Raw genomic sequence first — 14,614 nt, 5'->3', positions numbered from 1 at the left:
CCCACACCGCCAAGTCCCACACGGCCGGGTCCCACACCGCCAAGTCCCACACGGCCGAGTCCCGCACCGCGGAGTACCGCATCGAGGACCTGGCTCACCTCAGCGGCGCCACGGTCCGCACGATCCGCGCCTATCAGGACCGTGGACTGCTTCCCCGCCCGGAACGCCGCGGCCGGGCCAATGTCTACGGCACCGCCCATCTGGCCCGGCTGCGCCAGATCGCCGATCTGCTCGACCGTGGCTACACCCTCGCCAGCATCAAGGAACTCCTCGAGGCCTGGGACGCGGGCCGTGACCTCGGCGGGGTCCTGGGCCTGGTCGCCGAGATCGACGGGCCGTGGACCGACGAGGAGGCGTCCCGCATCAGCCGTACGGACCTGAATGCCGCCTTCGGGGGCAGCCCCGATGAGACAGCGCTCTCCGAGGCCGTCGAACTGGGCGTCCTGGAACGCATCCCTGGCCGGGACGACGAGTTCCTCGTCCCCAGCCCGCAGGAACTCGCCGTCGCCGCCGAACTGCACTCCGCCGGTGTCCCGCTGACGGCGATCTCCGGTCATCTGCGGGAGGTGCGCGGCCAGGTCGAGCACATCGCCGCGCGCTTCCTGGACTTCACCACCGAGCATGTCTTCCAGCAGTTCCTGGACCACCCGCCCACCGAGGCCGAGGCCGCAGAGGCCGCCACCCTCGTACGCCGGCTGCGGCCCCTGGCCCAGCAGACCATCGACGCCGAACTCGCCCGCGCCATGCGCACCCTGGCCACCCGCTACCTGCGCCAGCACCTCAGCGAGGCCCTGCCGGCAGAGGCACGGAGACCGGCCGGTGGGACGGCCGGAGATGGGGCCGAGGCAGGGCACAGCGCCGGGCGCGGGCCCGTCCGGGTGGGGGCCGGGGCAGAGGCCGGGACCGGAGCAGAGGGCAGTGTCGAGGCCGGCGCAAACGGCGGTAGTAAGGCCGGTGTTGAAGCCGGTGCGGTGGTGCCCCCGGTGGACGGCGCCTCGCGTGGGCCCGACCAGGCGGGGACCGGAAGCGTCCCCGCGCCTCGGGCCGCCCCCGGACTGCCGACCGCTCCGCCGGCCGCCGCTGGGCCGGTCGCGGACCCCCGTACCGCGGCCGCCCCAGCGGCTGTACCGGAGACGGTGCTGCTCCCCGCCGAGGCCGTGCATGCCGTGCGGGCTCTGGTCGGCGCGGAGCACGCGGCTGCCTTTATCGCCGCCGCCGCACACCGGGAGGTGCAGGCCCGCACGATGGACGCCCTGGTGGCGGGCGGCAACGGCGGCGGCATTGCGTCGGCGGGTTCCGCAGGTTCCGCAGGCACCCCCGACGACACCGACCGCCCCCACCGCCCCCACCGCCCCGACGGCAAACCCGAGGCCGCGGCCCGGGCCGGAGACCAGACCGCCGAACAGGCCAATGGCGGGGCCCAGGACCGAGCCACAGGCCGAACCGAGGACCGGGCCGATGGCCGGGCCCAGGACCGAGCCGAGGACCAGACCGCCGAACAGTCCGCAGGCCGAGCCGAGGACCAGGCCACCGGAGGCAGCGCCCGAGACCGCCGAGACCGCCGGGACGGACGCTGACCCGGTCGCGGCGCAGGCCCCCCACGAGACCCGTACCGTCCCGGCAGAACCCACCCCGCCTTTGTGCGACACAGTCTTCAGTTACCAAGGATCAGGCGGTGCGCGGCCCCCTTGCCGCGCCCTCCCACTGCGTCAACGGGTTGGATCCGGCAGCCAGTTGCCGTGGAATCCGTACGGCACACGCTGCGGGAGATGGACCGTGGCGACCGGGTCGGCCGATATGTCCTCCGAGTCGAGTACGACGAGATCGCTGGTGTCGGTGGATGCGTCGTGGACGTAGGTGATCAGCCAGCCCGGACCCCCCGGGCGGTCGTCCGCCGGGGCGAAGACCGCCTCGCCCGGGGTACGCCCCGGACCGAAGTCGTGCCGGACGGCCTCGCCGGTCCGCAGGTCGTAGCGGAGCAGGGCGCCGGGTATCGGGCCGGTGCCCGGAAGCTCGCCGACGGTGGCATGACCAAAGCGGGCCGGCTGCCCGGTAAGGCGGTCATCCACCCTGGGGAACTCGCAGAACTGGTCGTCGAGTTGCTCCTCGGCGACCGTGCCCGTCGCCAGATCGATCGTCCAGCGCCAGAGGTGGGCCGGGGTCCTGTCGCCGTAATCGGCATAGCGGGAGACATGGAGAACGATCCGCTGGTCGCCCTCGTCATGGGCGTTCAGGGCGTGGAAGACATAGCAGGGGTCGATGGGCAGCCAGCGGACGTCGCCGTAGGGGTCATCGCGACGCAGCACGCCGAGCCGGGCGCCGTACTCCGGGTTCCAGTGATACGGCATACCGGGGCGGCTGCGGTCGAAGACGACCGGAAGGTCCATGAAGATGACATGGCCGGCGGTCAGATGGAAGTCATGCATCATCGTGTGCCCCGGAACATCGATGGGGCGGCTGATCACCAACTCCCCCGCGGCGTCGGCACGGTGGTAGGTCAGATAGGGCGGAGTGGGGCCCCCGTATCCGAAGAAATGCAGCTCGCCGGTGGTGGGGCAGGTCTTGGGGTGGGCGGTCATGGCCGTGGTGAGCCGGCCGCCGAAGTCATGGACGCCGATGGTCTCCAGCTCATGACCGGGGCGGCAGTCGATTTCATAGGGGAACGACGACTCGACCAGGGCGAGGGTGCGCCCGGCGTGCCGGACGACATGGGTGTTGGCCACGCCCGCCGCGAGATTGCGGCGGCCCTGCGCGTCCACCGCACGCGCGCCCTCGGTGAAGGTGGTGGTGCGGACCCAGCGGTTGCGGTAGGAGACGGCCCGGCCGCCCTCCAGACGCAGGCCGTGGACCATACCGTCGCCGAAGAACCAGTGGGGAGTGGCGGCGTCCCGCGGGTTGGGGCCGTTGCGCAGGAACCAGCCGCTGAGTTCGGGCGGGATCGTGCCCGTGACCGGCAGGTCGTAGGCGGTCAGCTCTTCCTTCACCGGGGCGAAGTTGCCGGCCATGTGCGGTGCGGGAGCGTCGGATGCGGATGCGGATGTCGGGGGTGCGGCGGTCATGAGGCCAGGCCTCCTTGGATGTCGGCCCGCGCGCCGGAATTCTCCATGAAACGGGCACGGGCCCGCTCCGGATAGGCGGTGGTGAAGCGGGCGGGAAGGACGAATCCGGCGAGCTGAATGAGGATCGAGAAGGCCACGTTCCCCCCATGGGCGGAGACGGCTGTCTGGGCGAGCGCGGCGAGGGTGAAGGACAGCGCCCACGCGGCCGTGAGTATGACGTTGATGCGGCGGAACAGCGGGGTGTGCCAGACCTCCGGCGGAGCCATCCGCCGCGCGATCCCCATCGTGAAGGGCCGTCGCACGGCGATCGACACCCAGGCGATGAGCGCCAGCCACCCCATCGACAGGGCGCTGCCGTACATCTTGAGACCGCTGTCGGGGCGGGCAAAGGCCAGCACGCCGAGGGCCGCGAAGAACATGATGGTGCCGTACTCCAGCAGGCGCAGGTCGAGCGAGAGCCCCGCGGCGCGGTCGGCGATGAGCAGCGCGACGGCTGCCACCAGACCGGCGAGCGCACCCCACTGCCAGCCGGCCGAGGAGACCCCCGCAAAGACCAGCCACGGGATGAAGCCCCGCAGATAGTTCATGATTCCCCCTCTTCGCTCGCGGCCCGCACAACTCACCGCCTGGACGGGTCACTTGCGCCGCGGCGCGACATTCCAATCTCGACATGTCGAACATAGAAGCTCCACCTTTGACATGTCAACAGTGGAAGGTAAAGTGCCGGTCATGAGCCTGAGACATGCCGTGCTGGGCCTGCTGGCCGAATCCCCTGCGAGCGGCTACGACCTGATGAAGCTGTTCAACGCGTCGCTCGCCAGCGTCTGGCCCGCCACACAGAGCCAGGTCTACGGCGAGCTCACCAAACTCACGACCGCCGGCCTGCTCGAGGTCGCCGCCCACGGCCCCCGCGGCCGCAAGGAATACGCGATCACCGAGGACGGCCTGGCGGAGCTGCGCCACTGGCTCACCGACGTCGAGCCCAGCGGCCCCCAGCGCCATGACGGCCTGCTGCGCGTCTTCTTCCTCGGCATCGTCACACCACTTGAGGCGCAGACGTTCCTCCTGCATCAGGCCGAGCGCGCCGCGCGGGCCCGCACCACGCTGGAGCACCTCGAAGAGACCGCCGAGTGGGACGAGGAAATGATCTCGGTCTACGGGCGGATCGCGCTGGAGTACGGCCTGCGGATCTCGGCGATGCAGGAGGAATGGGCCCGTTGGGCAGCCGAAGAGGTGACCAGCGCGAAGGCACGGAAGGCGAGCGAGCTCGCGCGCGGGCAGCACAAGGGGCCGGACGAGGGGCCGCACGAGGAAGGCCGGGCGGGCGAAGGGAAGTGACGCGCCGGGTGACCGTGGGGCTCGCAGGGCTCCCACAGCCACCCGGCGGCCGGGAATTCAGATGCCGCCGCACGCGCCGCGCGGCACTCTTGAGACATGAACGACCAGCGCTCCGTGCGCATCTCGAAGTATCTGGCGAAGCATCTGCGCCATGAACCGGAGCGGATCGGGATCACCCTCGACGCCCAGGGCTGGGTGCCCGTGGCAGAGCTCATGACAGCGGCTGCGCGGCACGGATTCCCTTTCACCCGGGCAGAGTTGGCGGCCGTGGTCGCCGGCAACGACAAACAGCGCTACGCCATCGACGGCGACCGGATCCGCGCCAGCCAGGGCCATTCGGTACCGGTCGACCTCGATCTGCCGCCGGCCGTGCCCCCCGCTCATCTCTTCCACGGCACGGTGGCCCGCAGTGTGGCCGCCATCCGGGAGGAGGGGCTGCGGCCGATGTCGCGGCATGCCGTCCATCTCTCCCCCGACCGCGAGACCGCGACCCGGGTGGGCGCGCGACGCGGCAAGCCCGTCGTCCTGACGGTCGACGCGGGCGCCATGCACCGCGCCGGGCATGTCTTCCGGGTCAGCGCCAACGGAGTCTGGCTCACCGGCCGTGTACCGGCCCAGTTCCTGCGTTTCCCGGGCTGAGACCACCACACCCGTAGGGCCCGGCCCGGCTCAGAGCCCCGGCGCGCCCCACACCGGGAACCACCGCGCCAGGTCCTTCTCAATCGTCAGATCGTCCCCGAGCGTCGCCCGGACCTGCAGTTCGACCGGGCTGTCGCGCTTCTCGCCGCCGTCCCGCTGCGGCGCGAAGGGATAGAACGTGCCCCGCTTGTAGAGGTAGACCAGCGCCAGCGACCGCTGCTGATCATCACGGAAGCCGACCAGCGAGCACAGCAGCTGCGGGCCGAAGCCCGCCTCCTCCAGGGACGTGTTGACCGCGTGCAGGTCGTTGACCAGGCCCGCCACATCCTCCGGCGGATGCCGTACGAGCAGCCAGGTATAGCCGTGGGCGTCCTGGGTGAACTCCACGGAGCCGTCCAGCAGGGACCGTGCCTCCTCCTGGATACGTGAGAACGCCCCGCCCTCGACGCTCGCGAAGCACACCGACCCCCGTCCGGTGGGTACAAAACCGGCCGCGGCCTGAAGGGTCACCGCGGCGGACGGCAGCGCGAAGAGCTGGTCGAGGTCGGGGCGGACCGGCTTGCTGCGGCCGAGAATGGCGTCCAGAAATCCCATGCGCTGCTTACTCCTTGATCGTCACGGCCGGCCGGTCAGAAGCCGGGCCCCGCGTGCACCGTGCCTCACGCCCGCCCCAGCTCTGTCGCGATCCGGGCCAGCTGGTCCAGCCGCTGTTCCAGCGTCGGGTGCGAGGACAGCAGCCTGCTGAAGCTCTCCTTGTTGAACGCGGGCGCGAAGTAGAAGGCGTTGAACGGCTGGGCCTTGCGCAGATCTTCGGTCGGGATCCTCGCGATCTGGCCGGTGACCTTGGTCAGCGCGGCGGCCAGTGCCGACGGCCGGCCGGTCAGCAAGGCGGCGGCCCGGTCGGCGGACAGCTCGCGGTAACGGGACAGCAGCCGGGTCAGGAGGAAGCTGATCGCGTAGACGACCACGCTCACGGCGGTCACGATGAGCACGGCGATGGCCGTGTTCTGGTCCCGGTTGCTGCGGCCGATACCGCTCCACAGCGCGGCCCGGGTGATGATCCCGGCCAGTACGCCGAGGAAGGAGGCGATGGTCATCACGGCGACATCGCGGTGCGCGACATGCGAGAGCTCGTGGGCCAGCACCCCCTCCAGCTCCGCCGGCTCCAGCCGCCGGAGCAGCCCCGTGGTGGCGCACACCAGCGAGTTCTTCTGACCGCGGCCGGTGGCGAACGCGTTCGGCACATCCGACTCGGCGATCGCGACCCGCGGCTTGGGCATATCGGCCAGCGCACACAGCCGGTCGACGGCGCCGTGCAGTTCGGGCGCCTGCTCCGGGGTGACCTCGCGCGCGCCCATGCTGAATGCCGCGATCCGGTCGCTGAACCAGAACTGCGCGACGAACAGGGCACCGGCGATCACCAGCACCACCACCCAGGCACCCTTGAGCAGCACCACCAGCACGCCGACGACCACGACGTACAGCAGTCCGATGAAGAACATCGTCGTGACCATGCGCGAGGTCAGCCCGCGGTCCGGGGCGAATCGGGTCTGTGCCATGGCTCCTCCACAAACGCCGCACTTCGCGCAGTGCGCCGGACCGCTCACGCGCCGCTTTCGCATCGCGCGCCGCGTGCCGCACACTGCGCCACTGTCCCGATTCTCCCTCTTCAGGGCTATATGCGGGGTAAAGCCCAGGCCAGGGAACGGCCGGGTGCGTCGGGCGCACGGGAGCAGTCGGGCACACGGGAGCAGTCGGGCACACAGGAGCAGTGGGGCACGGGGGAGCAGCGAGGCGCACGGGAACAACGAGGCGCACCCGCCCCGTATGGAGCGCCGGGCCGGGACCCGTCTACCGGGCAGCCAGTTGTGCAAGCCCCTCCGTGGCGATCCGCTCGAAGACCGCGGCATCGGTCGCGAAGAGTGAATCGGCGATCGGCCAGTGGAGGACCAGTTCGTCGATGCCCAGCTCGGCGTGGTGACCGGCGAAGTCGACGAACGCGTCCACGGAGTCCAGCGGACGGTCCGGGGTGAAGCCGGTCAGCATGATCTTCTGCAGGTCGGCGACCTCGCGGCCTTGGTCGGCACAGGCCTTCCCCAGCCGCTCGAGCTGCCCCCGGATCGCCTCACGCGACTCGGCCGGTGTGCCGCCCCCGTTCGACACCTTGGGATCGCCGGTCGTCACCCAGGCCTGGCCGTACCGGGCGGCCAGCGTCAGCCCGCGCGGGCCGGTGGCCGCCACCGCGAACGGCAGCCGCGGCCGCTGCACACATCCGGGAATGTTGCGCACCTCGTGCGCGGAGTAGTGCTCGCCCTCGTGGGAGACGACGTCCTGGCTCAGCAGCCGGTCCAGCAGCGAGACGAACTCGGCGAAGTGGTCGGCCCGTTCCCGCGGCGCCCAGGGCTCCTGGCCCAGCGCGGTGGCGTCGAAGCCATTGCCGCCGGCGCCGACGCCCAGGGTGATCCGGCCGTCGCTGATGTCGTCGAGCGAGATCAGTTCCTTGGCGAGGGTGACCGGGTGCCGGAAGTTCGGCGAGGTGACGAGGGTGCCCAGCCGCATCCGGGAGGTCACGGCCGCGGCGGCGGTCAGCGTCGGCAGGGCGCCGAACCAGGTCTGGTCGCGGAAGCTCCGCCACGAGAGGTGGTCATAGGTGTACGCGGCGTGGAAGCCCAGCTCCTCGGCGCGCTGCCACACCTCCCGTCCGCCTTCGGACCAGCGGCGGACGGGGAGTATCACGGTGCTCAGTCGCATACTCCGAGCCTACGGCCGTCCGAAGGGTCCGGATGATGCGCCTCGGCCTCCCGGACGGCTGCGCCGCCTGCCCATACGCCATCGGCCCGGCGGCGCGCGGGCTCATGCGCGCAACCCACCGCACGCCTGTGCACGGCGGTACGCGAAGATGACCCCGTGACTGATGCCTCCGCCCCACCGTCCGGGGCGCCCGAAACGGCCGTTGTGCCCCGGCTGATCGCCACCGATCTCGACGGCACGCTGCTGCACGACGACAAGACGGTCTCCGACCGCACGATCGCCGCGCTCGACGCCGCGGAGCGGGCCGGCCTTGAGGTGTTCTTCGTCACCGGACGCCCGGCCCGCTGGATGGGCGTGGTCAGCGACCATGTGCACGGTCACGGCCTGGCGATCTGCGCCAACGGCGCGGCCGTCGTCGATCTGCACCGCGGCGGCCGGATCGTCGAGGTCAGCCCCCTGGAGCGGACCGCCGCGCGCCGGGTCGTGGACGCGCTGCGCAGCGCCGCGCCCGGCACCTCGTTCGCGGTCGAGCGCACCGGCGGCATCCACTACGAGCCGCAGTACCCGCCCCTTCTCCTCGACCCGGCCGCGGTCGTCGCACCGGCGGAGAAGCTGCTCGCCGACGACTTCATCCCGCCGCTGGGCCCGGAGGAGACCGAGCCGGACGGCCCGGCCGGCGGCCCGGATCGCCCCGCCTTCCCCGACCAGCCCGTGATCAAGCTGCTCGCGCACCACCCCGAGCTGGACCCCGACGCCTTCCTCACCCTGGCCCGTACGGCCGCCGGCGATCTCGCGACCTTCACCCGGTCCAGCCCCACCGCCCTGCTGGAGATCAGCGGGCCCGGCGTGAGCAAGGCCGGCACCCTCGCCCGCTGCTGTGCGGAGCGCGGTATCGCGCCGGAAGAGGTCGTCGCCTTCGGGGACATGCCGAACGACATAGCGATGCTGTCCTGGGCCGGCACCTCATACGCCATGGCCAACGCGCACCCGGATGTGCTGGCCGCCACGACGCGCCGTACCGCGTCCAACAACGACGACGGCGTCGCGGCCGTCATCGAGCGGATCCTGCAGGACGGCCACCTCTAGGTCCGCCTGCGCAGCGTCCCGTCGGCCCGCCTGCGCAGCGTCCCGTAGGTCCGCCTCCGCAGCATCCCGCCCGGCCGGCGACGCCGTCGGCCCAGGTCCCCGTGCCGCCGCCTCACAGCGGCGCCTCCCACCGCACCGTCGTGCCCGTGCCGCCCTCGCCGAGCCCTACGCCGTACGTGCTGGAGCCGCCCAGCGTCTCCGCCCGGTTGGCGAGGTTCTTCAGGCCGCTGCGGCGGCCGCCGTCCGGAATGCCGATGCCGTCGTCGGCGACGGTCAGACGGACGCCGTCGGTGCCGTCCGGGAGCCGGATCGTGGCATCGACGACGACCTCGATCCGGGAGGCCTGGGCGTGCCGGAAGGCGTTCGACAGCGCCTCACGCAGCGCGGCGATCAGGTTCTTGCCGGTCAGCTCGCCGACCCGGGAGTCGACCGGGCCGACGAAACTGGCCGACGGCTGGAAGCCGAGCGGTACGGCGGCGGTGCCGATCTCGCGCAGGACCCGGGTCCGCAGCCCGGACGGCGCCTCAGCCGGGCCCTGTTGGAGGGCGAAGATCGCGGTCCGGATCTCCTGGATGGTCACGTCCAGCTCGTCGACGGCCTTGCCGACGCCCTGGGCCACCTCCGGCACGATGGTCCTGCGCTGGGCGCTCTCCAGCATCATGCCCGTCGCGAAGAGCCGTTGGATGACGAGATCGTGCAGGTCACGGGCGATCCGGTCGCGGTCCTCGTAGACGGCGAGCCGCTCGCGGTCGCGCTGGGCGTCGGCCAGCACCAGCGCCAGCGCGGCCTGCGCCGCGAACTGGGTGGCCAGCGTCCGCTCGGCACCGGTGAACGGGCGGGCACCCCGGGCCCGCGGTGTCGCGAGGGTGCCCAGCACCCGGCTGCCGCTCTTGAGCGGCAGCATCATGCTGGGCCCGAAGCGCTGCGCGATGTCGGTGACCATACGCGGATCGGTGGCCGAGTCGTCCACGAACACCGGCTCCCCGGTGAGGAGTTGTTCGACCACCGGACTGTCGGGCGGAATCTGCGTCCCCATGATCCCGGCGGGTTCGTCCGCCGACACCGCGACGATCTCCAGACCGCCCTCCCCATCGGGCAGCAGCACGATGCCGGCCGCCGAGTCCGCCAGCTTCCGGGCCTGCTCGGCGACCACCGCGAGCGCATCATCGACATCGCTGCCGGCCAGGAGTTCGGTGGTCACCGCCACGGAGCCGTCGATCCACCGCTCCCGCTGCCGGGTCGCCGCATGCAGCCGGGCATTGCCGATCGCGATCCCGGCCTCGGTGGCCAGCACCCGCACCATGTGCAGGTCCTCCTCGCTGAACACCCCGCCCTCGCGCTTCTCCGTCAGATAGAGGTTGCCGAAGATGTCGCCCTGGACGCGGATCGGCACCCCGAGGAACGTCCGCATCGGCGGGTGCCCCGGCGGGAAACCGGCCGAGCGGGCGTCCTTCGTGAGGTCGTCGAGGCGCAGCGGCTTGGGATCGTGGATGAGCGCGCCCAGCAGTCCCTTGTGGCCGTCGGGCAGCGCGCCGATCCGCTCGTGCTGTTGCGCGGTCACGCCGTACGTCACGAAGTCCGACAGCCCCTCGCGGGCCTCGTCGATGATCCCGATCGCCGCATAGCGGGCGTCGGCGAGCTCGGCGGCGGTCTCCACGATCCGGTCGAGGGTGATGTGCAGATCGAGCCCCGCGCCGACCGTGCGCATCGCTTCCAGCAGCTGCGGCACCCGGGCGGTCAGCTCGGAGGACAGCCCCCGCAGACTGCGGGTCGCCTCGGTGGCGGCGTCCATGGGGTCGGGGGCCGCGCCCGGGCCACCGCTCCCGTTGTCCCTGGGGTCTGAGGGTGATGGTCCTGCCGTGGCTGCCATGCCATGAGCCTAATAAGGGCAGTTTTCCGAGGAAAGTCCAGGTTTGCGGGAGCGGTGACCAGCCGGCCCCGCTGTATGCCACCGGCCGGGCCGCCGCGGGGTGCGTACGGCGGCGACGCCCCGCGCCACCGGCCGTCCCCGGCGCTACGCCACCGACTGCCCCTGCCCTACGCCACCGGCTGGGCCTCGACGCACGCCGCGTCCACCGCCCGCTCACGCTCCAGCATCCGCCGGAACGGGCCGTCGGCCGCGGCCAGCTCCGGATAGCTCCCGCGCTGCACGGCCCGCCCGCGGTCCAGGACCAGCACCTCGTCGACCGCATCGAGACCGGTGAGCCGGTGGGTGATCAGGACCGTCGTACGGCCCTCGGTCGCGGTCAGCAGATCGGCGGTCAGGGCGTCGGCGGTGGCCAGGTCGAGATGCTCGGCGGGCTCGTCCAGGACGAGCACCGGGAAGTCCGCGAGCAGCGCACGGGCCAGGGCCAGTCGCTGCCGCTGGCCACCGGACAGCCGGGCGCCGCGCTCCCCGACCATGGTGTCCAAGCCGGCGGGCAGCCCCCGCACCCAGTCCGCGAGCCTGGCCCGGCCGAGCGCGTCCCACAGGTCCTGGTCGGCGTCGCCCGCGGCACCCCGCCGGTCCGGGCGGGCGAGCCTGAGGTTCTCCCGCAGCGAGCTGTCGAAGAGGTGCGCGTCCTGCGCACACAGCCCCACCAGCCGCCGGACCGCGTCACCGGCCATCTCCCGGGCCGCCGTGCCGCCCAGCGTGTACGTGCCCGACTCCTCGTCCAGGAAGCGCAGCAGCACCTGCGCCAGCGTGGTCTTCCCGGAACCGGACGCGCCGACGACGGCGAGCCGGTGCCCGGCCCTCAGGGTGAAGCCGACGCCGTCCAGTGCCGGCCGGTCCTGTCCGGGGTGGCGCGCGGTCAACTCCCGTACGGCCAGCGGGAACGGCGTCGCGGGAGCGGCGGCCGGGGTGGCCGGCTCGTGCACCGGCTCCGGAGCGTCCAGCACCTCGAAGACCCGCTCGGCGGCGTGCCGGGTGCGCCGGCGGTACTGGACGGCGAGCGGCAGTCCGGTCACCGCCTCGAACGCGGCCAGCGGAGTCAGCACGACGACGGCCAGCGCCACCCCCGTCAACCGGCCCGCGTGCACCGCCTGAACGCCGGCCACCGCCGACGCCGCGACCGTCAGCCCGCACAGCAGCGCCGACAGCCCGGCGCCGGTCCCGGCCACGGCGGCCGAGCGGGAGGCGATCCGGGTCAGCTCCCGGTCCGCACACCGCACCGATTCCGTACGGGCACCCAGGGCGCCGGCCACCGTCAACTCGGCGGTACCGGTGAGCACATCGACGACCCGGGTGGCGAGCCGTCCGCGGGCCGGCGCCAGCCGGCGCTCCGCACGGCGGGCCAGCGCACCGGAGAGCACCGGCACCCCCGCCCCCGTGAGCAACAGCCCGACGGCGAGGATCGCACCGGCCTCCGGCAACAGCCACCCGGTGAAACCGACCGCGCCCGCGACGACCAGCACCGCCGCACCGACGGGCAGCAGCCAGCGCAGAAAGTAGTCCTGCACCGCATCGACATCGGCCACCAGCCGCGACAGCAGATCGCCACGGCTGCGCTCCCTGAGCCCGGCCGGCGCCAGCCGCTCCAGCCGCCGGAAAACGGCGACGCGTACGTCGGCGAGCATCCGGAACACCGCGTCATGCGCGACCAGCCGCTCGGCGTACCGGAAAACCGCCCGACCGATGCCGAACGCCCTGGTCGCGGTCACCGCCACCATCAGATACAGCACCGGCGGCTGCTGCGCCGCGCGCGAGATCAGCCAGCCGGAGGTCGCCATCAGGCCCACCGCGCTGCCCAGCGCAAGGCTCCCGAGCAGCAGCGCCCACGCGAACTGCGCCCGGTGGGCACGGGCCAGCCGCCGCAGCCGGGTGAGCGCCGACCCGCGGTCGGCGGCAGGGGCGGATTCCGGCGTGGCTTCGGCCGCGGGGTCAGCGGTCGCGGGCCCGGCGGATCCTCCGTCCCCGGAAGCCGAGCCCCCGGCCGTCTCCGGGCGCACCGCCGCCGACGCCTCCGCTCCGGCGCGCCGCATCCCGCTCGACGCTCCGATCGGCGTGGCCCCGGCCGCCGGTTCCGGCAGCCGCACCACCCGGTCCGCCACCGCCAGCAGCGCCGGCCGGTGGACCACGAGCAGGACCGTACGGCCGGCCGCGAGCCGGCGGACCGCGGCCACGATGGCCTCCTCGGTGGCGCCGTCCAGGTTCGCGGTGGGCTCGTCCAGGAGCAGGATCGGCCGGTCGGCGAGGAAGGCGCGGGCGAGCGCGAGGCGCTGGCGCTGGCCGGCGGAGAGCCCCGCGCCGGACTCACCGAGCCGGGTCGCCGTACCGTCCGGGAGCGCGTCGACGAAGTCCAGCGCGCCCGCGTCGCCCAGGGCGGTGCGCACGGCGGCGTCATCCGCGTCCGGCCGCGCCAGCCGTACGTTCTCGGCGATGGTGCCGGCGAACAGATGCGGGTGCTGCGGCACCCAGGCGATCTGCTGCCGCCAGCTCTCGGGGGAGAGGGACGCGATATCGCGACCGTCGGCCAGGGCCCGGCCCTCGGACGGTTCGGTGAAGCCGAGCAGCACGCTCAGCAGGGTGGACTTGCCGGCGCCGGAGGGCCCGACCAGCGCGACGGTCTCGCCGGGCCGGACCTCGAACGAGGTCGCGGGGAGCGAATCGGTGGTCCGCCCGGGGTGGCGGACCACCAGTTCCTCGACGGCCAGCGCGGTGCCCCGGGGCGCGGGTGCGGTGCCGGGCGTCCGCAGCGGGGTCTCCAGTACGGCGAAGATCTCTTCCGCGGCCGAGAGCCCCTCGGCCGCGGCGTGGTACTGCGCACCGACCTGCCGCAGCGGCAGATACGCCTCGGGCGCCAGCACCAGCACCATCAGGCCGGTGTAGAGGTCGAGTTCACCGTGCACCAGCCGCATACCGATGCCGACCGCGACCAGCGCGACGGAGATGGTGGCGAGAAGTTCGAGCGCGAAGGAGGAGAGAAAGGCGATCCGCAGAGTGCGCAGCGTCGCCCGGCGGTATTCACCGGTGATGGCCCTGATGGAGGCGGCCTGGGCCTTGGCCCGGCCGAAGACCTTGAGGGTGGGCAGGCCCTCGACGACATCGAGGAAGTGGCCCGACAGCCGGGCGAGCAGCCGCCATTGGCGGTCCATCCGCGACTGTGTGGCCCAGCCGATCAGGATCATGAACAGCGGGATCAGCGGAAGGGTGAGCACGATCGTGAGCGCCGAGATCCAGTCGCCGGTGACGATCCGGGCCAGCACCGCGAGGGGAACGACGACCGCCAGCCCCAGCTGCGGCAGATAGCGGGCGAAGTAGTCGTCCAGGGCGTCGATGCCCCGGGTGGCGAGGGCCGTGAGCTCGCCGGTGCGCATCTCCAGGGTGCCCGCACCGGCAGCGGCGCCCGCACCTGCCGCCTCCGTGCCGTACGCCTCCGGGACCTGCGCGCCGCCGTCCGTGCGGCCGATCACCGCGCCGGGCCCCAGCCGCGCCGCCCGCTCGATCAGCCGCATCCGCAGCTCGGACTTGACCGCCGCGCCGGCGCGGTGTGCGGCCAGCTCGGTGAGCCAGGAGACCAGGCCGCGTCCGACGGAGACCGCGGCGAGCAGTGCCAGGGGCGTGGCCAGGGCGCCGACCGCGAGGTCGTGCTGGAACGCACCGACCACGACCTCCGCGATCAGCATCGCCTGGCCGACGACCAGGCCCGCTCCGGCAAGCCCGAGCACCACCACCGCGATCAGGAAACCGCGGGTGGCGTGGGCGTAGCGGAGCAGACGCGGGTCGACGGGTTTCACGTGAAACATTCCATCCTGCTGAG

The 14,614-nt window shown here is 72.6% G+C and carries 10 protein-coding genes and 1 pseudogene; 4 read left to right on the top strand and 7 right to left on the bottom strand.

The annotated features are described in order from the left end of the window. Positions 1–80: 80 nt before the first annotated feature. Positions 81–782, top strand: a pseudogene (locus AB0C46_RS03370) (MerR family transcriptional regulator); the annotation flags it as partial. Between the two features lie 927 nt (positions 783–1,709). Here AB0C46_RS03370 and AB0C46_RS03365 read toward each other — a convergent pair. Both AB0C46_RS03365 and AB0C46_RS03360 read right to left on the bottom strand, forming a co-directional pair. Continuing rightward, on the bottom strand, positions 1,710–3,059 hold the full coding sequence (locus tag AB0C46_RS03365) for a carotenoid oxygenase family protein (RefSeq protein ID WP_362825325.1): 1,350 nt from the start codon (positions 3,057–3,059) through the stop codon (positions 1,710–1,712). Further along, entirely contained in the window at positions 3,056–3,646 is a 591-nt protein-coding gene (locus AB0C46_RS03360) for a hypothetical protein (RefSeq protein ID WP_362825324.1), read from the bottom strand. Before AB0C46_RS03360 ends, AB0C46_RS03365 begins: the two co-directional genes overlap by 4 nt. Before the next feature lie 142 nt (positions 3,647–3,788). Here AB0C46_RS03360 and AB0C46_RS03355 point away from each other — a divergent pair, with 142 nt between their 5' ends. Both AB0C46_RS03355 and AB0C46_RS03350 read left to right on the top strand, forming a co-directional pair. Further along, positions 3,789–4,397, top strand: a complete 609-nt coding sequence (locus AB0C46_RS03355) for a PadR family transcriptional regulator (protein WP_362825323.1) — start codon at positions 3,789–3,791, stop codon at positions 4,395–4,397. A gap of 96 nt (positions 4,398–4,493) precedes the next feature. Further along, a complete protein-coding gene (locus AB0C46_RS03350; protein ID WP_362825321.1) occupies positions 4,494–5,036 on the top strand; it encodes an RNA 2'-phosphotransferase in 543 nt (180 codons plus the stop codon). Positions 5,037–5,066: 30 nt separating this feature from the next. Here AB0C46_RS03350 and AB0C46_RS03345 read toward each other — a convergent pair whose 3' ends face one another. The 3 genes from AB0C46_RS03345 to AB0C46_RS03335 form a co-directional block, all read right to left on the bottom strand. Continuing rightward, positions 5,067–5,630 carry a hypothetical protein gene (locus AB0C46_RS03345; RefSeq protein ID WP_362825320.1) on the bottom strand — a complete coding sequence of 188 codons (564 nt, stop codon included), beginning with the start codon at positions 5,628–5,630 and terminating at the stop codon, positions 5,067–5,069. A gap of 65 nt (positions 5,631–5,695) precedes the next feature. Further along, complete coding sequence (gene htpX, locus AB0C46_RS03340) at positions 5,696–6,595, bottom strand: zinc metalloprotease HtpX (RefSeq protein ID WP_362825319.1); 900 nt, start codon at positions 6,593–6,595, stop codon at positions 5,696–5,698. A 292-nt stretch (positions 6,596–6,887) separates the two neighbouring features. Beyond that, positions 6,888–7,787, bottom strand: a complete 900-nt coding sequence (locus AB0C46_RS03335) for an LLM class flavin-dependent oxidoreductase (RefSeq protein WP_362825318.1) — start codon at positions 7,785–7,787, stop codon at positions 6,888–6,890. Positions 7,788–7,943: 156 nt separating this feature from the next. Between AB0C46_RS03335 and AB0C46_RS03330 the strand changes: the two genes are divergently transcribed. Then, positions 7,944–8,873 (top strand): Cof-type HAD-IIB family hydrolase, encoded by a 930-nt coding sequence (locus tag AB0C46_RS03330; RefSeq protein ID WP_362825317.1) that lies wholly within the window; start codon positions 7,944–7,946, stop codon positions 8,871–8,873. Between the two features lie 112 nt (positions 8,874–8,985). Here AB0C46_RS03330 and AB0C46_RS03325 read toward each other — a convergent pair whose 3' ends face one another. Together AB0C46_RS03325 and cydD are read right to left on the bottom strand one after the other, a co-directional pair. Beyond that, a complete protein-coding gene (locus AB0C46_RS03325; protein ID WP_362825787.1) occupies positions 8,986–10,665 on the bottom strand; it encodes a GAF domain-containing protein in 1,680 nt (559 codons plus the stop codon). 245 nt (positions 10,666–10,910) lie between these two features. Next, positions 10,911–14,600 carry a thiol reductant ABC exporter subunit CydD gene (gene cydD / locus AB0C46_RS03320; RefSeq protein WP_362825316.1) on the bottom strand — a complete coding sequence of 1,230 codons (3,690 nt, stop codon included), beginning with the start codon at positions 14,598–14,600 and terminating at the stop codon, positions 10,911–10,913. Between the last annotated feature and the right edge of the window lie 14 nt (positions 14,601–14,614).

Source organism: Streptomyces sp. NPDC048637, from assembly GCF_040650675.1.
In the GTDB taxonomy this organism is placed as follows: domain Bacteria; phylum Actinomycetota; class Actinomycetes; order Streptomycetales; family Streptomycetaceae; genus Streptomyces.
This window is presented reverse-complemented; position numbering and strand designations above follow the sequence as displayed.